Annotated in this window: 15 protein-coding genes and 1 pseudogene; 3 read left to right on the forward strand and 13 right to left on the reverse strand. The window is 73.7% G+C overall.

What is annotated here, in order from left to right; genetic code table 11:
- Positions 1 to 40 precede the first annotated feature (40 nt).
- On the reverse strand, positions 41 to 388 hold the full coding sequence (locus HNR57_RS30805; RefSeq protein ID WP_184565139.1) for an antibiotic biosynthesis monooxygenase family protein: 348 nt from the start codon (positions 386 to 388) through the stop codon (positions 41 to 43).
- Positions 389 to 555: 167 nt separating this feature from the next.
- On the opposite strand from HNR57_RS30805, the gene HNR57_RS30810 reads away from it, so the two are divergent.
- A complete protein-coding gene (locus tag HNR57_RS30810; RefSeq protein ID WP_184565141.1) occupies positions 556 to 1,623 on the forward strand; it encodes a hypothetical protein in 1,068 nt (355 codons plus the stop codon).
- Positions 1,624 to 1,625: 2 nt separating this feature from the next.
- A complete protein-coding gene (locus HNR57_RS30815; protein ID WP_184565143.1) occupies positions 1,626 to 2,735 on the forward strand; it encodes a hypothetical protein in 1,110 nt (369 codons plus the stop codon).
- A 33-nt stretch (positions 2,736 to 2,768) separates the two neighbouring features.
- On the opposite strand, the gene HNR57_RS30820 is transcribed toward HNR57_RS30815, so the two are convergent.
- The 11 genes and pseudogenes from HNR57_RS30820 to HNR57_RS30870 all read right to left on the reverse strand — a co-directional run bounded on the left by HNR57_RS30820 (position 2,769) and on the right by HNR57_RS30870 (position 14,847).
- Positions 2,769 to 3,146, reverse strand: coding sequence for a VOC family protein (locus HNR57_RS30820; RefSeq protein WP_184565145.1), 378 nt, complete (start codon positions 3,144 to 3,146; stop codon positions 2,769 to 2,771).
- An 80-nt stretch (positions 3,147 to 3,226) separates the two neighbouring features.
- The gene (locus tag HNR57_RS30825; RefSeq protein WP_184565374.1) at positions 3,227 to 4,513 is read right to left on the reverse strand and encodes an ABC transporter substrate-binding protein; all 1,287 of its coding nucleotides are present in this window, start codon (positions 4,511 to 4,513) and stop codon (positions 3,227 to 3,229) included.
- Between the two features lie 5 nt (positions 4,514 to 4,518).
- On the reverse strand, positions 4,519 to 5,658 hold the full coding sequence (locus tag HNR57_RS30830; protein ID WP_376772308.1) for a branched-chain amino acid ABC transporter permease: 1,140 nt from the start codon (positions 5,656 to 5,658) through the stop codon (positions 4,519 to 4,521).
- Positions 5,651 to 6,547 (reverse strand): branched-chain amino acid ABC transporter permease, encoded by an 897-nt coding sequence (locus HNR57_RS30835; protein WP_184565147.1) that lies wholly within the window; start codon positions 6,545 to 6,547, stop codon positions 5,651 to 5,653. Before HNR57_RS30835 ends, HNR57_RS30830 begins: the two co-directional genes overlap by 8 nt.
- Complete coding sequence (locus tag HNR57_RS30840; RefSeq protein ID WP_184565149.1) at positions 6,544 to 7,344, reverse strand: ABC transporter ATP-binding protein; 801 nt, start codon at positions 7,342 to 7,344, stop codon at positions 6,544 to 6,546. The genes HNR57_RS30835 and HNR57_RS30840 overlap by 4 nt, the downstream gene beginning before the upstream one ends.
- Complete coding sequence (locus HNR57_RS30845) at positions 7,341 to 8,162, reverse strand: ABC transporter ATP-binding protein (protein WP_184565151.1); 822 nt, start codon at positions 8,160 to 8,162, stop codon at positions 7,341 to 7,343. The genes HNR57_RS30840 and HNR57_RS30845 overlap by 4 nt, the downstream gene beginning before the upstream one ends.
- 263 nt (positions 8,163 to 8,425) lie before the next feature.
- A complete protein-coding gene (locus tag HNR57_RS30850) occupies positions 8,426 to 9,694 on the reverse strand; it encodes a PucR family transcriptional regulator (protein ID WP_184565152.1) in 1,269 nt (422 codons plus the stop codon).
- A gap of 116 nt (positions 9,695 to 9,810) precedes the next feature.
- Positions 9,811 to 11,436: pseudogene (locus HNR57_RS30855) on the reverse strand (helix-turn-helix transcriptional regulator); the annotation flags it as partial.
- A 320-nt stretch (positions 11,437 to 11,756) separates the two neighbouring features.
- A complete protein-coding gene (gene bdeA / locus HNR57_RS30860) occupies positions 11,757 to 12,686 on the reverse strand; it encodes a bis(hydroxyethyl) terephthalate hydrolase (protein ID WP_184565157.1) in 930 nt (309 codons plus the stop codon).
- Positions 12,687 to 13,511: 825 nt separating this feature from the next.
- Positions 13,512 to 14,075 (reverse strand): snapalysin family zinc-dependent metalloprotease, encoded by a 564-nt coding sequence (locus tag HNR57_RS30865; RefSeq protein WP_184565158.1) that lies wholly within the window; start codon positions 14,073 to 14,075, stop codon positions 13,512 to 13,514.
- Positions 14,076 to 14,196: 121 nt separating this feature from the next.
- Entirely contained in the window at positions 14,197 to 14,847 is a 651-nt protein-coding gene (locus HNR57_RS30870) for a LysE family translocator (RefSeq protein ID WP_184565160.1), read from the reverse strand.
- A 239-nt stretch (positions 14,848 to 15,086) separates the two neighbouring features.
- Between HNR57_RS30870 and HNR57_RS30875 the strand changes: the two genes are divergently transcribed.
- Positions 15,087 to 16,481: a hypothetical protein gene (locus HNR57_RS30875; RefSeq protein ID WP_246555100.1), complete on the forward strand. Its 1,395-nt coding sequence runs from the start codon at positions 15,087 to 15,089 to the stop codon at positions 16,479 to 16,481.
- Between the two features lie 54 nt (positions 16,482 to 16,535).
- Here HNR57_RS30875 and HNR57_RS30880 read toward each other — a convergent pair whose 3' ends face one another.
- Entirely contained in the window at positions 16,536 to 17,879 is a 1,344-nt protein-coding gene (locus tag HNR57_RS30880) for a M1 family metallopeptidase (RefSeq protein ID WP_184565162.1), read from the reverse strand.
- Positions 17,880 to 17,911: the final 32 nt, after the last annotated feature.

Below are 17,911 nucleotides of genomic sequence, written 5' to 3' on the forward strand. Positions count from 1 at the left end.
CGCCCGGGACCGGTAACGCCGCTGCGTTCGGGCGGTGGAGCTACGGCTCTGCCGGGCGGGTGTAGCCGTAGGCGCGCTCGACCTTGGCAATGTGGAGCGCGAACGAGGCATACCAGTGCTCGCGTCCGCGCCCACGGGCCAGGGTGTGTTCGGCGTGATTGCGCCAAGCGGCGATCGACTCCTCGTCCCTCCAGTACGACACCGTGACCCCCAGGCCGTCCGCCCCGCGGGCGGAGTCGGCACCGAGGAATCCCGGCTGGTCGGCAGCGAGATTCATCATCCGCTCGTTCGTCTCCGCGTAGCCGTTGTCGCCTGCTGTCCGCACGGCGGTGAACACCACGGCGTAGTAGGGCGGGGCGGGCAGCGACGCGGGCGCGACATCGGTCACGGAGGTCCTCCAACAGACGACACCGGCAGCTTCGCCTCGAACGATCTCGCGCACCCGTCCGAGCACACAACCACCCGATCGGGGAACTCCTGATTGGCCGTGTGACGTCTGTTCGGCAGGGGTGAGCGGCCATAAGGTGAGCGGCCTTCGCGTTCTGGGGAGGTCTCGTGAACGGGCTTCGCGCGGTCGTCGTCTGCCTCGTGATCGCGTGTGCCGCGGTGGTGTCACCGGCCTCGGCCGTGACGCCGGGCTGGTCGGCGCTGCCGGTGCCGGCGGCGGCTCCGCCGGTGACGGTGTCCGACCTGGCCGCCCGCGGGCCGGGCGAGGCGTGGGCGACCGGGTACGAGCACGCCGCCGACGGACTGCGGCCCCTGGCGTACCGGTGGGACGGCACGGCGTGGAGCCGGGACACCGGCTTCCCCGGCGCCGGCGAACCGGGCTGGCTGGGCAAGGTGCAGTTCGTCGGCGAAGAGATGTGGACCTTCCGCCAGCGCTCGGGCTCGGGCTCGGGCTCGGGCTCGGGCGAAATCCTGCGCCGGTCGGCGGGAGCCTGGAGCACCGTGCCGCTGCCGCAGACCCTGTGGGCCTACCAGGACTTCGCCGCCGTACCGGGTGCCGCGTGGGTGGTGGGTGAGGACGACACCGGGCTGAAGGTGCTGCACTACGACGGCTCCGCCTGGACCGCGCAGTCCACCCCGGACGGTGTCCGGTACGTCATGGGGATCACCGCGCGCTCCGCCACCGACGCCTGGGCCTGGGCGGACACCAGCACCGGGACGACCGTCCTGCGCTGGAACGGCACGACGTGGCGCGACGCGAAGGTGCCGCTGCCGCCGGACAGCAATGTGCACACGGTCCTGCCCGAACCGTCCGGCCGGGTCACCGTCGGCGGCAGTCAGTACACCGACGGCGTCGCCCGCACCTATCTGATGACCTGGAACGGGCACGCCTGGCGCACCACGTACCCCCCGCTGGGCGACACCTCCGCCGAGGCCATGGTGCGCGGCCCGGACGGCGCACTGTGGCTGCCGGTGCGCAGCGACCGCGCCTTCCGGTCGAAGTACGCGCGGGTGGACGGCCCCCGCACCACCTTCTCCTACGGCCCCGAACGCACGGACGCGATCGTCGTCAGGCCGCGGGCACTGGCGAGGGCCGGGTCCTCGCTGCTGTCCTTCGGGACCGTCGAGATCTACGGCTCGAAACCCAACCTGATGAGCGAGCGGCTGGGAGGCTGACCATGGCACGAAGACTTTTCGTCGCAGCCATCGCCATCGCCATGACGATCATGGCCGGCATGAGCTCGGCCGGGGCGGACACGGCGTCCTGGCAGCACGTTCCGGTCCCGGCGCAGGTGCGGCCGCAGGCCGGGTTGAACGAGGCCGTGGCGTTCGGGCCGGACCGGGCCTGGGCGGTGGGTGCCGACGCCGTCGGCCGCGAGGCGCCGGGCTTCCCGCTGGCACTGCGCTGGGACGGAACGGCGTGGCATCGCCAGAGCCTGCCCGGGATCCGCTGGCAGGGAGAGCTGCTGTCCGTCGCCGGCACCTCACCGGCCGCCCTCTGGGCGGTCGGCCGCGACACGGCGGGCGCGACCCGCCTGCTCCGCTTCGACGGCGACGCCTGGTCCGAGAGCCGGCCGCCGCGCGGTGTGGTGCTGACCAGGGTCGTCACCGGCGGCGGTGAGACCTGGCTGATCGGTACGCGGGACGGTGGGCAGGTGCTGCTGCGGCGGGACGGGCGCGCCTGGCAGGACGTGCCGGCACCGCCGGGAGCCGTGTACGGCCTGCACGTCCTGGCGGCGGACGACGTCTGGGCCGCGGGCGAGACCGCCTCGGGTGCGGCGGTGTCGCACTGGGACGGGCGGGCGTGGCGTCAGACGGTCGTGGACGGGTTCCCGCGGTCGGCCGTCGGCAGTGTGCTGGCGGTCTCGCCGACGGAGGTGTGGGCGGGCGGTACCGCCGGGTTCGTCGGCGGTCCGGTGGGCCGGCCGATTCCGCCCCTGCTGGTCCGCTTCGACGGGCAGGCGTGGAACCGGGTGACCGTGCCCACCGACTTCGGCGGCATCACGTCGCTGGCGCCCAACGCGTCCGGCGGGCTCGGCTGGGTCTCGGTGGCCCGCTCTCAGAAGTGGGGCCCGCCGGGCAGCACTCCCCCGTGGGTCCCCGGGCCCGATTTCCTCGCCTGGAACGGCCAGTCGTTCACCGAGTACGGCGAACCGGCCGTTGCCGGTGAGGGTGACTCCAGGACGCTGCGGCTGGCGCCGGTGCCGGGCACGGCGACGGTTTGGTCGGTCGGCCGCGCCGACGGCCCCGAGGGCACCTTCGCCCCGCGCGTCCTGCGGTACGGCTGAGATGCCCCGCCGAGCGGTCGACGCGGTCGCCCCTCAGTGGCGGACCAGACCGAACGGATGCCCCGCCGGGTCGGCATAGATCCGCCAACTCCGCCCGTCCCTGCCGGCGTCCAGCACGGTTGCCCCTTGGGCCAGGACCTGCTCTTCCGCATGGTCCAGGTCCGCGACTCCGAAGTCGAGGTGCAACTGCTGCGGCCTGGCCGGATCGGGCCACGCGGGCGGCCGGTAGGGCGTCACCCGCTGGAAGGCGAGGACGGCACCGGACGCCGTGTGCAGCGTCGCCCAGGCGTCGCTCAGCGCCCATCTCCGGTCCGGCTGGTTGACGGTGCCGCCGAGAAGCGACCGGTAGAACACGGCCAGCTCCACCGGTTCGGGGCAATCCAGCACCACGCACTGCAGGTCAGCGATCACGGGCCGATCCTAGGGGGTGGTTCTTCGCCTGCTCTCGGCAGGCGAAGAACCACCGCCCGGGTGGGACCGGGCCCCTGGTGTCACTGAGAGCGAGAAGCGAGGTACTGCTCGACGCCCGGCGCGGTATGGGCGTCTTCGACGTTCACCGCGGCTCCCACCGCCTTGGCGTCCGGCTTGTGCACGTACGTCGAGGTGTTCGCGGGCTTCGCCTTGTCGGAGAAGTTCTGTGCGGTGCCGAGGCCGACGTCGACACTGGACTGGGAGCGGTGGGCCTTGACCACGTCCTCGCGGGCCAGACTGCCGTTCTCACAGGCCTTCTTCAGGTCGGTGCCCATCAACTGGGCGGCGTTGTAGCCGGAGAGCACGCCGGAGTCGACGAGGGAGTCCGGGTACTTCTTCTTGTAGGCGGCGACCATCTTGCGCACGCCGGCCAGGTCGGAGCTGACCGCGGGTGCGGCGCTGACCACGTTCAGCATGGCCGCCAGGGCGGGGGCGGCCGGGGTCTTCATCAGCTGCGGCGCGTAGCCGGGGGCGCTGCTGACGACGGGCACCTTCAGGCCCCGGGAGGCCGCCACGCCGACCAGTGAGGCCGTCTGGGCCGGTCCCGCGCTGATCAGGATCGCCTTGACGCCTTCCTTGCGCAGGGCCGAGACCTGTGCGGACAGGTCGGTGTCCGTGGCCTTGATCTTCTGGCCGGCCAGCTTGAGGCCCGCCTTCTTCGCGGCCCATCGCGAGCCCTCCAGCGCGTTCGCGCCGTAGTCGCCCTCGAAGTAGACGTGGCCGATCGTGTCGCCCTTCGCGAGTCCCTTGGTGCGGGTGAGGAAGTCGACCGCGGCGATCATGTCGATGTCGTAGGTGGTGCCCAGGACCTGGACCGCGTCGCGGTCGAGCAGGGAGGCGGCCCAGGCCTGCGGGAAGGTGAGGACCTTGTCCCGCTCGATGTCGTCGAGCAGCGCGGCCATCACGGGCGAGCCGATGACCTGGGGCAGTGCCACGACGTCCGCGGAGAGGTCGGCGTAGGCGGTGACGGCCTTCTGGACGTCGTAGCCGTGGTCCTTGACGACGATCTCGACACGCCGGTCGCAGATGCCGCCGCGGGCGTTGACCTCGTCCGCCCACATCTGCTGGGCCTGCACGATGCTCTTGCCGAGGGTCGCGTAGGGGCCGGTGAGGTCCGTCAGGGCGCCGAGTCTGATGGTCTTTCCGGTCACGCCGGGCCCGGTCTTGATGCCGTCGGCGCCGTCGTCGGTGCTCCCCGAGGAGCCGGCCTTGGAGCTGCATCCGGTGCCCGCGAGCAGCAGGGCGGCGAGGGCCGTGGCCAGGAGCGTCCTGGTGCGTGGTGCGGCGCGGTGCGTGTGGTGGTGCATGGGCTTCACGGGGTGGGCTCCTTGGCTCGTACGGCCGACGTGGGCGGTCGGGACGGAGAAGTGGTACCGGCGGGTGGTGGGGCGGCCCGGCGGCCGCGCAGGCGTGCCCGCAGACGGCGGACCAGACCGTGCAGGCCGTCGGGGGCGAAGAGGAGGATGAGGACGATCGCCGCTCCGTAGAGGTAGCGGGCGGCTTCGGTGGGGCCGACCGTGCCGTCGGTGGTGCCGGGCGCGGCCACCAGCGGGAGCTGGTCGGCGTAACGGGTCATCAGCAGGGGCAGCGCGGTGACGAAGACGGCTCCCGCGGTGGCTCCGGCCACCGACCCGAGACCGCCGATGACGATCATGGCGAGGTAGTCGACCGACAGCACGAGGCCGAAGTAGTCGGGCACGACGCGGCGGAAGGAGAGGGCGAGCATCACTCCGGCCAGGCCCGCGTACATCGACGACACCACGAAGGCCGCCGAGCGGTAGCGGGAGACGTTCACGCCCATCACGGCGGCGGCGGTCTCGCTGTCCCGCAGCGCCACCAGGGCGCGTCCCGGACGGCCGTGGAGCAGTCCGCGGGCGGTGAACCAGGTGACCGCGAACAGCGCCAGTCCCAGGTACCAGAGCCGTTCCTCGGCGCCGAACGGGACGCCCAGCAGGGTCAGTTCGGAGTCCGTGGAGAAGGAGAAGCCGCCCAGTTCCAGGGGCGGCACCGAGCGGCCGTTGAATCCGCCTGTGACGGAGTCGGCGGTCAGCAGGACGTGGTGGCCGAGGAAGACCAGGGCCAGGGTGGCGACGCCCAGGTAGATGCCGCGCACCCGGCCGGCGACGGGGCTGAAGATCCCGCCGGCCGCCCCGGCGAGCAGCACCGCGAGCACGGCGGCCACGGCGGTGGGCAGACCCGGTCCGGGTTCACCGGCCAGCCAGACGTAGCCGTAGGCGCCCATGGCCAGGAAGAAGGCGTGCCCGAGGGAGAGCTGGCCCGCTGTGCCGGAGAGCAGTCCCAGGCCCACCGCGCCCACGGCCGCCGCCATCGAGAACAGTCCGATGCGCAGCCAGAACGCGTCGAGGTAGAAGGGCAGGGCGCACAGGACGGCGACGGCCGCGAGGGTCCAGCCCAGCCGGATCGCGCGGGCGCGCGGGAGTCGCTCAGACACGGACCGCCGCCTTCCCGCCGAACAGCCCGGTCGGCCGGACCAGCAGCACCAGCACCATCACCGCGTAGGGAGCGACGTCGCCGAACCCCTCGCCCAGGACGTGCAGTTCCGACTGGTAGCCCGCGACGAGCGCCTCGGTCATGCCGATCAGCAGACTGCCCGCGAGGGCACCGGGGGGCGAGGCCATGCCGCCGAGGATCGCCGCCGGGAAGGCCTTCAGGGCGATCTGCCCCGTGGTGCGCTCCAGGCCGGGTGCGGGGAACGCGGCGAGGAAGACCGCCGCCAGGGCGGCCAGCGCTCCGGCCAGGCACCAGGCCAGCATGCGGACCCGCACCAGCCGTACGCCCATCAGGGCTGCCGCCTCGACGTCCTCGGCCGAGGCCCGCAGCGACAGGCCCCAGGTGGTGTACCGGAACAGGGCGAAGACACCGGCGATGACCACGGCGGAGACCACGATCGCGGCGATACGGCTGTCCGCGACGGTCACCGGGCCGAGCCCGCTGACCGAGTCGCCCCAGGGGTCGCCGAGCGAGAGCAGGTCCCCTCCGATACGCCGTGACAGGTCGGTGAGGATGAGGATGTCGACGCCGATGGTGACGATGGTCTGCACATGGGCGGTGTGCGGGTCCGGCCCGCCGGCCTGGAGCAGGAAGCGGTCCATGGCTCCGGCCACGGCCGCCGTCACCAGGACGGACACCGCGAGGGCCCCGGCGAAGCCGAGGTCGTCGTGGAGTACGGCGGTGAGGTAGCCGCCGAGCAGGAGCAGGGAGCCGTGGGCGAAGTTCATGACGCCGGAGGCCTTGAAGATGATGACGAAGCCGAGGGCGACGAGGGCGTAGACCGCGCCCAGGGCGAGGCCGTTGAACACGTTGTCGAGGAGGGAGGTCATGCCGCGTCCTCCTGCTCGGCGCCGGTGCCGAGGTAGGCGCGCAGCACCTCGGGGTCGCTGCGGACCTCGTCCGGGGTGCCGTGCGCGATGCGGCGGCCGAAGTCGAGGACGGTGACCTCGTCGGCGAGCCGCATCACCAGGCCCATGTCGTGCTCGACCAGGACGACGGACAGGCCGAGTTCGGCCCGTACGGTGTGCACGACCTCGACCGTGCGGGCGCGTTCGGCCGCGTTCATCCCGGCGACCGGTTCGTCCAGCAGCAGGACGCTGGGCTCCAGGCAGAGGGCGCGGGCGAACTCCACGCGTTTGCGGTCGCCGTAGGACAGCAGTGCGACAGGGTGGTCGAAGTGCTGTGCGAGGCCGGTGAGTTCGGCGATCTCGCGGGCCCGGTCGAGGTGTTCGCGTTGTTCGCGCCGTGCCTGCGGCAGGCGCAGCGCGCTGGCGGCGAACCCTGAGCGGGACAGGGCGTGGCGGCCGAGCATCAGGTTGTCGGCGACCGTGCCCTGGGTGGTGACGATGTTCTGGAAGGTGCGGGCGACGCCGAGGGCGGCGATGCGGTGCGGGGCGAGCCGGGTCAGGTCGGCGTCCCCGAGCCGCACGGTGCCCGCGGCCGGGCGGCACAGCCCCGACAGCACGTTGAAGCAGGTGGACTTGCCCGCTCCGTTGGGTCCGATGAGGGCGTGGACGGAACCCGGGGTGACGGTGAACGACACCGCGTCCAGGGCGGTGAGTCCGGCGAAGCGGACGGTCACGTCCGTGACGGCGAGTTCGGGCGGTGCGGTGGTGCGGTCGGTCACGCGGCTCCCTGCCCCTCGGTGGTTCCGGCTCTCTGCGCGGTCTCGGCGCCTTCGCCGCTGGTCTCGCCGAGGTACAGGCGCTTCACGGCGTCCGTGCGGGCGAGTTCGTCGGCGGGCCCGGAGAGCCGGACCTCGCCGACCTCCAGGACGTGGGCGGTGTCGGCGAGGGACAGTGCCATGCCGGCGTTCTGCTCGACGAGCAGGACGGCGGTGCCCTGGGCGTTGATCTCGCGGACGACCTCGGCGATCCGGTGGACCATCTGCGGGGCGAGACCCAGGGAAGGCTCGTCGAGCAGGAGCAGCCGGGGCGCGGCCATGAGGGCCCGGCCGATGGCGAGCATCTGCTGCTCGCCGCCGGAGAGCAGCCCCGCTGCCTGCCGGGTGCGTTCGGCGAGGCGCGGGAAGAGCGTGAAGACCCGCTCCCTGGCCCGGGCGACCTGGTCGGGGCGGCGCCGCCCGAGGCCGAGCCCGCCGGAGCGGAGGTTCTCGTCGACGGTGAGTCCGGCGAAGACCCGGCGCCCCTCGGGGACCTGGACGACCCCGGCGCGCACCGCGGCGACCGGGTCGCGTCCGTCGAGTTCCGTCGTGCCGTAGTGGATACGGCCGGCCGTGACCGCGCCGCGGTGCAGGCGCAGGGTGCCCGACACGGCCCGCAGCAGGGTCGTCTTGCCCGCGCCGTTGGCGCCGAGCAGGGCGACGACCGTGCCGTGCGGGACGGTCAGGGACACGGAGCGAAGGGCGGACACGGCGCGCCCGTAGGTCACGTCGAGGTCCTCGACCTGCAGGGCGGGCTCGTCGTCCGGTGGTGCTTCGGGCATCACGGCTCCTCGGATCCGTGCCGGCGGGCACGGGTGCTTCGGGGGAAGGGCAGCTCACGACAGCACGGGCCCGGGTGGGCGGTACAGGTGTTCGGGCCGGGTGGCTGCGTGGTCCCAACCGGGTCCGGCGGGGATTGTGCGGCTGCCCAGGAGCGGGGGGTGCGCTCGAGCGGGTGCGCCTACGAGACGCGCGGCGACGAGACACACGACGTGCGCAGGGGAGGGACCGGCGCCGCCGCGCGGCGGCGCCGGTGGAGGTTCGGTCAGCCGCGGAGCAGTCGGCGGGCCGTCAGGGCGAGGCTGATCTCCACCACGTCGTGCGGGCGGGCCAGGGAGCGGCCGATGAGCTGTTCGCAGCGGCGCAGCCGGTTCAGGACGGTGTTGCGGTGGCAGTAGAGCCGTTCACCGGCACGCTGGGCGGAACCCTCACAGGCGAACCAGGCGACCAGGGTGTCCAGCAGGACGTCACGGTCGGCCGGCTCCAGGCGCAGCAGCGGGCCGAGCACCCTCTCGGCGAGGGTCGCGCCGAGCTCGGGGCAGGAGACGACCAGCGCCTCGGGCAGGTGGTCGGTGAGCCGGACCGTGCCACCTTCGGGCGGGCAGATGCTCAGGGCCAGGTCGGCCAGGCGCCGGGCGTCGCCGACGGCGGCGAGTCCCGTCACGGCGCTGCCTACGCCGATCCGGCGGCCCGCGGGGCCGTCGGTGGACAGGGCCAGCGCCGCCACGGGGTCCCGGTCGGCCTCGCCGTCCCCCACGTCGCCGACGACGACGATGCCGTGATCCACCTCGGCTCCCGTGTGCCAGTAGGCGCTCCCGCCGGCCGATGGGTCCTGCGGCCGGCCCCCGGCGACCGCGACGACGACGTACCGGCCGTGCTCCGGCAGGCACAGCCTCTCGGCGGTCTCGGGCAGGTCCGCGATCCGGCTCGTGCCGTCCAGGAGGGCCGCCGCCAGCAGGCGCACCCTGTTCTCGCGCCGCCAGGCGAGCTGCCGCTCGGCCTGCCGGTAGGCGTCCGCCACGAGGGTGCAGTGCTCGTCGACGAAGTTCCACACGTCGGTGGCCACATGCACGAGCAGCCGGATGTCCTCGGGCTCCGAACGGGTGGTCTCCTCGACCAGCCGCTGCCACACCAGGGACCCGCCCAGCCGGAACGCGTGCAGCAGGGCGTCCAGCGGCAGTCCCTGCTCGGCCCGGGTGACACCGATCCGCCAGGTGCAGCGGTGAGCGGCCTCGCGGGTGCCGCGCGGGTCGAGCAGCGAGGTCACGCTGTGCCGCAGCGAGCGGCAGACCTCCTGCCAGGTGGCGGCGTGGTCGTTCTCCAGCGCCGTCCGGTACGCCGGTTCCTGCTCGCGCAGGACCGCCAGCAGCCGGTCGGTCAGATCCGGCAGGTCGTCGAGCAGGACGCGAGCGGCCCGGTGCAGGACGCGCAGCGCGTCGGCGTCGATCAGCGACCGGACCCGCCGGGACCGCAGCTGCGGGACGGGTGTCGGCCCGGCGCGGAACGGCGTAGGTGTGCGTGCGGCAGGGTGCACGGCGGTCCTCCCCCCACTTCGGTCCTACTGCTGCTTCGAAGAATGGCATACCGTCCGGTCGGTCCCTAGAGTCGTGCGGCGTTCTTCTCCGGGCGGTCGCCGAGAATCCCGGGGGGTCAGCGGTGCTCTTGGTCGACCATGCGGGCCAGCTCGATGCGGGAGCGCACGCCGAGAGCGGCGAAGACGTTCCGCAGGTGGTAGTCGACGGTGCGGGTGCTGACGGCCAGCCGCTGGGCCACTTCCCGGTTGGTGGCGCCCTCGGCCACGTGGCGGGCGATGCGCAGTTGCTGCGGTGTCAGCCGTGCCAGTCCCGCGGCCGGCTCCTTCCCGGACGCGGCTCCGTTGGCGCGCAGTTCGCCGCGCGCCTGGTCGGCCCAGGCGCCGGCACCGCAGCGTTCGAAGGCGACCAGGGCGGCTCCGAGCCTGCCACGGGCCTCCCGCAGCCGGCGGCGGCGTCGCAGCCACCGGCCGTACAGAAGCTCGGTCCGCGCCCGCTCGAAGTCGCCGCCCGACCCGTCGTGCAGGGCGAGCGCCCGCAGATAGAGGTCGTCGGCTTCGCGGTCGTCCGCGGCGAGCAGGGCACGACAGCGCGCGAGCTGGGCCGGCGCATGCGGATCGGCACCGAAATCCGCCCACCGGGCGAGGTCGCCGACGGGCCCCCGGGCGTCCTCCGGCTGCCCGGCGAGTACCGCGGCCTCGACGAAGCAGGGCACGGCGAGCATCCAGACGGCGAAGTGACCACGCCGGGGGCCGGGTCCGACCAGCGGGCGGAGCCGGTCGGCGGCGTCCAAGGGGCGCCCGCGGGCCAGGTCGGCGCGGGCGGTGGCCCACTCGGCCAGGGTCGCGGCCTGGGCCAGGCCGTGACGGCGGGCGGTGGCCATGGCGGCCGAGGCGTACCCGGTGACCGCGGCGGTGTCCCCCTCGATCGAGGCGGCCAGGGCGAGCATCGCGTGGTGGCTCGCCGCGCTGTTGCGATGACCGGCCAGCAGCGCCGCGCGCACGCCCTCCTCCGCGTGGGAGCGCGCCTGCGCGTGACGGCCGGCGCGCAGTTCGCCGTAGGCCAGGTACTCAAGGGCCCGCGCCTCGGAGGCGACGCACTCCGCGTTGCGGGCGACCGCGAGGGCTCGGGCCCCGGCCGTGCGGGCGGCGTGGACGTCCCCGAGCAGCAGGGCCGCCGACGCGGCGCGCAGCAGCCGCTCCGGCGGGTCGTCGTGGCGCACGCGGCTCAGTACGCGCCGCAGCGGACCGGCGGCGTGTTCCGGCCGCCGGGTCAGCAGGGCCCGCATGCCGTCGCGGTAGTCCCAGAAGAAGGGGTCGCGATCCTGGCCCGGCCCGGGGCCGGGCGGCGCCGGCTGCCCGCCCTCGGTGGGAGGAACGGTGAGGTGCGCGGCGTCGGGCGGCCGCGGGCCGCCGGCGCCTCGCGCCGCGGCCGGGGCCTCGCCGTGCGCGCCCGTCGCGGGGGCGCCGTGGGTGTCGGCGGGTTCCTCGGCCGTGACGGTGTCCGGTACGGCGTTCCCGCCGGCCGGCCCTGGGTTGTCCGCGCCGTCGAGGGCGGTCAGACAGGCCATGACGTCGCCCGCGGCCCAGGCGGCGTCCGCCGCGCAGAGGCGTGCGGCCTCGGCCCCGTCCGGAGCACCGGCGGCGAGCAGGGACGCTGCCAGCAGCAGGGTCTCGCGCGCGTCGTCCACCGGGCCGTCGAACAACTGCCGTCGGCCACGGGCGAGTTCGGTCCGCCCGCGGTCCTCGGCGGACGACCGGGCGGCGTCCCGGCCGTACCGGCTCCCTGCGCTGGGAGCCGTCCGCGCCCTGCTGCTGTCTCCGGTCACCCCACGGAGGTTACTCGTGCGTAAGGAAGGCCGGAAGGTTGAAGTCCGCGCGTCCCGGTGGGCACAGCCACGGCCCCACCTGCGCATTGACCGGGTCCGGCCCGGTGACGCGTTGTGCCCCGGCCCAACGGCCGGCCGTCCCGCATGTACCCGGGCACGGCACCGGCGGCGGACACATCGTGCACGCCCGCCGCCGGGCCCCCTCGCCGCCGCGGCTCGGCAGCAGGGGGCGGAGGTCAGGAACCGTGGGGGCAGTTGCCCCGGTACTCCTCGACGGCCGAGCTCGGACGGGGCAGCGGGCACAGGAACTGCTCGTAGCGGGTGTCGTTGTCGATGAACCGCTTGAGCCAGGAAACGCTGTACTTCGCGATCGTCGTGTTCGACGAGTTGGGCGTGAAGTGCGTCGCCGAGTTCAGCTCCAGGTAGCCCCGGTCCAGCGAGGAGGACAGGCTGGAGTAGAAGGGCTCCGCGTGGGAGGAGACCGGGGCGATGGTGTCGCCGTCGGCTCCGAAGATCAGGGTCGGCGTGGTGAGCTCGGGCCAGGTCTTGTCGAGGTTCCACGGGGTCAGCGGGATCGCCGCCTGGAGGGCCGGACGCGACTTGGCGGCCTCCAGGCTGCCGCCACCGCCCATCGAGTGGCCCATGACGCCGAGGCGAGAGGCGTCGACACGGCCGCGCACCGAGCTGCGCTCGGTGAGGTGGTCCAGGGCGGCCAGCAGCTGGCGGCCGCGGGAGTCGGGCTGGTCGAGCGTGGTGAGGGTGTCGATGGTGAACACCACGAACCCCTGGGAGGCCAGGCGCGGTCCGAGCCAGGCGATGGACGACTCGTAGGCGGTGTAGCCGGGCGAGATGGCCACCGCTCCGAAGGTGCCGTCACTGGTGCTCGTCGGGTAGTAGATGGTGCCGCCGCCGAATCCGGTGACGGACAGCGAGGAGACGGACGTCTGCGACACGGCGTACGGGCCGCGGACCGCCTCGATGCTGGACGTGGTGGGGGCCGGGCCGCGCTCATAGGGGTTGTCGGCGGCGTGGGCGCCCGGGCCGGTCAGGGGCCCGAGGCCGACGGCGAGCGCGAGGGCCGCTGCGGCACCGGCCAGGCGTCCGGCCCGGTGCCCGAGGGTGTCCCGAGTCCGGGTGGGAGAGCCGGTGTGGGGGTGGAGTTGCACGACGAGTCGTCCTCTCTGTCGTGGCAGGTGGCCGTTCGCGGGCACGCGGGACCTGGGGCGTCCGCCGCGTGCCCGCGTCGGGCACCGCCGTCGGGCTGGCCGTGCCACCATCGGGGACCGGCCACCGCGCGGGGACCGGCAATGTCACCGGTCTCGTACGGCCGCCGCCGCGTCGGCGGGCAGTGCCGGCCACGGCGAGGCCGAAGCCGATGAGCAGGACCGGCCCGGCCTTCGACAGCGGGAACACGTGGCCGCCCAGCCGGAGCGGAGGACGACGAGCAGTGCCATGGCCCGGGCCAGCGGGGAGTCGAGGCGGGGCCGGGGTGGGCGGCAGGCCGGTGCAGAAGACGGCGATCTTCGGGGTGAGGCGTGTCCGACCAGACCCGTCCGGTGCGGCGGTGCTGCCGCAGCGACTGCGCACCCCGAAGCAGCACGTGTCCGGCCGAGGAGCCTGACGGTGAGGCAGGGGGCGGGCGAGGCGGCCGGCGCGACCGCGAGGCCTGCGGCGGTCAGCGCAGCACGCCGCGGCCTTCCTGATGGCCGGGTCCGGAGCGGACAGGCCCCACCGTCACGCTGCGCCCACTCCCCCGCGGCCGGCGCACGCGCCGCATCTTCACGGTCGTACGCCAGCCCGGGGGCGGCACCTCGCCGTCCTCGCGTGCCGCGACGCCCTCCGCCGGGCGGTCGGCTTTCACTCCCGCCGGGGGTGAGGCGCCGAGGCTCACCGTCGTCCGGACAGCGGGTCCTCATCGGCGGGGTCCCGGTGGGGCTGCTGCCGCTGTTGAGCGAGGGTGGGGACCCTTCTCACGCGTGACGCCGCACGCGTCAGTCCACGATCACCCCCGCACGCCCCGCCGGGGCCCGCTCGGCGAGCGCGCCGGCGAAGTTCCCCTCGACTTCCGCCTTCTCCGCCGCGTTCGGGTACGGGTTGGTGCACGAAGTGCCCGCGGTGGAGCCGGACATCAGGCTGGAGCACGGTCCGGGCTTGCGGTCCGGCAGACCCAGGATGTGCCCGAGTTCGTGCGAGGAGATGCGGATGGTGTCGTACCCCTGGTCGACGGCCTGACGCCCGATGTACACGGTGCCGTTGCCCAGGGTGGTGGGCAGGGCGCGCGGCCAGCCGTTGTCCGCGAGGACCCGGATGTTCGCTCGCTGCCCGGCCGCGACCGGCCGCAGCTCGACGGCGTCGACGCTCTCGTTCCAGATGGCCGCGCCCCGGTTGACGGCGCTCCTGAACTCCGCGGAGCCGCTGGCGTCATAGGTCAGGACGCGGGCGGCGAGTGGGGCTTCCGCGACTCGGGGGGCGGCGGCCACGGCCTGGCCACCCGTCAGGGACAAGGACACCACACAGGCGGCGGCGAGACCGCCGGTCAGCATTCGGACGTGCATGATCGACCTCCTTGTGGGGAAAGGGCAGTCGTGCTCATGACATTCTTTAGCCCATGGCCCGGCAAGGTCACCATCGAATCCGTCAAACGGCGTACGCGGCGCCCCAGCGGAAGCCGGTCCGTCAGGCGGCGGTCGCGACCGTGACGCCGATGGCGATGAACAGCCAGCCGGTGGTCAGCTCCCAGCGGTGGCGGATCTTCGGCCTGGCGAGCAGGGCCCGCAGTCGGGCGGCGACGACGACGAGGGCGAACCAGTAGGCGACGCCGATGACGACGTCCAGCAGGCCCAGGAGGAAGATCTGCCGCGCCAGGGACCCGTCGCCGTCGGCGAACTGAGGGAGGACGCTGAGGAAGAACAGGGCGGCCTTGGGATTGAGCAGGTTGGTGAGGAACCCCTGGGTGAAGCCGGACCGGGAGCGTCGCCGGGCGGGCCCGCCCTCGTGCGGGGCGTGGGACGCGGCCTCGTGCGCGGTGCGCCTCTCCCGGGCGGCCCGGCGGGCGGCGAGAACGGCCCGCACACCCAGGTACACCAGGTAGGCCGCCCCCATCAGTTTGATCCCGTCGTACACCACGGGTGAGCGGGTGGCGATCGCCGAGAGGCCGGCAGCGGCGGCCAGCATGTGCACGCACAACCCGGTCTGGGCGCCCAGCGCAGCGGCTCTGCCTCGAGAGGGATCCTCGGCCGCCGATCTGACGACCACGAGGAAGTCGGGGCCCGGCACGAGGTACGCCATCAGCACCACCCCGAGGAAACCGACCAGGTCGACCGTCATCCGCCCTCCACTCCCACGCTTGCGAAATCCCGCGCAGCCGACGCCCGTTGGCATCTTTGTGCGAAGGCCACCGAGCCGGCGGCACCGTCGGGTACCCCCTGTGGCCGCCTGGACAGCCCATTGTCCGAACGAGGGTGGAACCAGTGCCCGGCAGGGTGTGATCAGCGGCGTTGACCTCGCGTTCACGACACGAGCACAATCTGCTGGCCTGCGTCGTTCGCCGGCGAACAGGGGGAACCATGGGCGACGAGTGTCCTGACCGCGAGACGATCGATGCCATCGCGCGCAACCCGGCGGCACCGGTCGACGTACTGACCCGGCTGCTGCACGAGGAGGCCGTCGCGGCCTGGGACACGCTGGCCTGGCGCGCGCTGCCGGACGAGGTGGTCGACGCGATCGTCGCGCACCCCGACCACAGGTTGCGGTCGGCGTTCGCCGCGAACCCCTCGGTGACGCCGGACCAACGCGCCCGGCTCGTCGACGACCCCGACGCACGGGTACGCGAGGCTCTGGCCCACGGACCCGACTGGTTCCGCATCCCCGTGGAGCCCCTGCCCGTGTCCGTACAGGAGCGCCTGCTCGCCGACGGGGAAGCACGGGTCCGCCGGAGCACGGCCACCTGCCGGTACACGGCTCCGGACCTCGTGGCGCGTCTCGCCGGCCACGAGGACGCGGAGCTCCGGAAGGCCGCCTGCCGCCAGTGGCGCCTGCTGCCGGGCGACGTCCAGAACCGTCTCCTCCACGACGCCGACGAGAACGTGCGCAAGGCGGCCATGCTGCAGGCCTGCCGCGACGACGCGGCGTACACCGACCTGCTGCTCGACGCGGACCTCGGTCTCTTCGACCGGCAGGAGGTGATCCGCCGCGGTGCCATGAGCACGGCGACCGCCGAACGGCTCGCCAGGAGCGGCGAAGAGGCGGACCGGCGCGAGCTGGCGGCCAACCTGGACGTGGCCGTCGACCTCGTCCGGACGCTGGCCGGCGACGACGCGCACAGCGTCCGGCTGGCCGTATCGGTACGGCCCGAGCTGACGGAGGCCGAACGGGCCGCCGTCGGCATCACCATCAACCCGGACGACCGGCTGTCGCCCGTCGAGTGGGTGCTCCGCTGCGCCGACCCGGACCGGCTGCGCCACTGTGCCCGGTCGGCCCACGTCCTGCTGCGCCGCAGCGCCGCGTGCAGTCCGCACCTGCCCGCGGACGCCGTCGAACTGCTCTCCCACGACGACGACTACCCCGTGAGACTCCTGCTGTGCGAGAACCAGCCGACCGTCGACGGCGAGATCGTGCTGCAGACCTACCTGGACTGCAAGGTCATCACCAAGGGCGGTCTCCTCGGCCACCCCAACTTCCCCCGGGCGGGCGCCGGCCGGCGCTTCGCCGACGACCCGGACCCGGAGCGCAGATGGCTGGTGGGACTCGACACGCAGGCTCCCGCCGCCGTGGTGGTCCGGCTGCTCGCCGACCCCGAGAAGCGCGTCCGGTGCATGGCCGCCGCGCACCCCGCCCTGCCCGTCGGCCTCGTCCTGGCGAGCTGCGAGAACCCGGAGCTCGCCTCCTGGGCCCTGAGCAACCCCGGCCTCCCGGCGGCAGTCATGCACGAGTACCTGGACGCCGTGGGCATCCCCCGCTGACAGCGACGGCGCCGTGGCCTCAGGGAGGACCGTGCCAGACGCGACAGGCGGGTCCTAGCCCGCCGCCCGCGTCCCCGCCCCGGGCAGCGGCGGGAGCGTCGTCCCGTGGATCCACTCCTGGAGCAGGTCGTCCACCGGCTCGGTGGCGAAACGGGCCACGTGCGAGGCGAAGGCGGCGGTCGTGACCGTGCCGCCGCGGTGCTGCTGTCCCCAGCCGCGCAGCATGCGGAAGAAGGCGATGTCGCCCAGCGCGCAGCGCACCGCGTGCAGCACGAGCCCGCCGCGTTCGTAGAGCCGGTCGTCGAACATCGACTTGCGACCCGGGTCCGACAGGCGCAGATCCTGCGGCAGGGCCGCCAGCATCCGGTGGGCCGCGGCCGCGAGCTGCTGTGCCGTACGCCCGCCCGAGCGCTCCGACCACAGCCACTCCGCGTACTTCGCGAACCCCTCGTTGAGCCAGATGTGCCGCCAGTCGGCGATGGACACGCTGTTGCCGAACCACTGGTGCGCCAGCTCGTGCGCGACCAGCCGCTCCGAACCCCGCGCCCCGTCCACGTGGTTGGCGCCGAACAGCGACAGCGCCTGGGCCTCGACGGGCACGTCGAGCTCCTCCTCGGTCACCACGACCGCGTACTCGTCGAAGGGGTAGGGCCCGAACAGCTCCTGGAACACCTCCATCATCTGCGGCTGGCGTGCGAAGTCCCGCGAGAAGTCGCCCAGCAGCCGCGCGGGGATGTGCCCGTGCTGCGGGACTCCGCCCGGCCCCGGGTCGCCCAGCAGGACCGTCTGGTACTTGCCGATCGCGAGGCCGACCAGATAGCTGGACGTCGGTGCCGACTGCTCGTAGACCCAGGTGGTGGTGCTCGCCTTCGTCGTCCTGGTCAGCAGACGTCCGCCCGCCACCACCGCGTACGCGGACGGCGTGGTGACCGAGAGCTGGTAGGACGCCTTGTCGGCGGGCCGGTCGTTGCACGGATACCAGGACGGCGCCCCGATCGGCTGGCTGGCGACCAGCGCCCCGTCCTCCAGCTCCTCCCAGCCGAGCCCGCCCCAGGGGCTGTCGACCGGCTCGGGGTTGCCCGACCAGTGCACCTCGACGGTGAAGGGCGCCCCGGCGCGGACCGGCTTGGCGGGACGGACCCGCAGCCTGCCGCCGCGGTGCGTGTAGTGCGGCTGCCGTCCGTCGACGCGCACCCGGCCGATCTTGTAGTCGGCCAGGTTCAGCACGAACTCGGTGAGCGGCGCCCGTCCCGCTATGGCGTTGACGCGGGCCGTCCCGGACAGCCGGTTCGGGGCCGGGCGGTAGTCCAGCGCGAGTTCGTACCGGTGCACCCGGTAGCGGGGGTCGCCGTGCTCCGGGAAGTACGGGTCCGCGCCCGCCGCCTGCTGGACTGCCACTGCCGTCTGATCTCCCTGCGCCGCGCTGCTGC

It is taken from the genome of Streptomyces paradoxus (genome assembly GCF_014202475.1).
Lineage (GTDB): Bacteria > Actinomycetota > Actinomycetes > Streptomycetales > Streptomycetaceae > Streptomyces > Streptomyces paradoxus.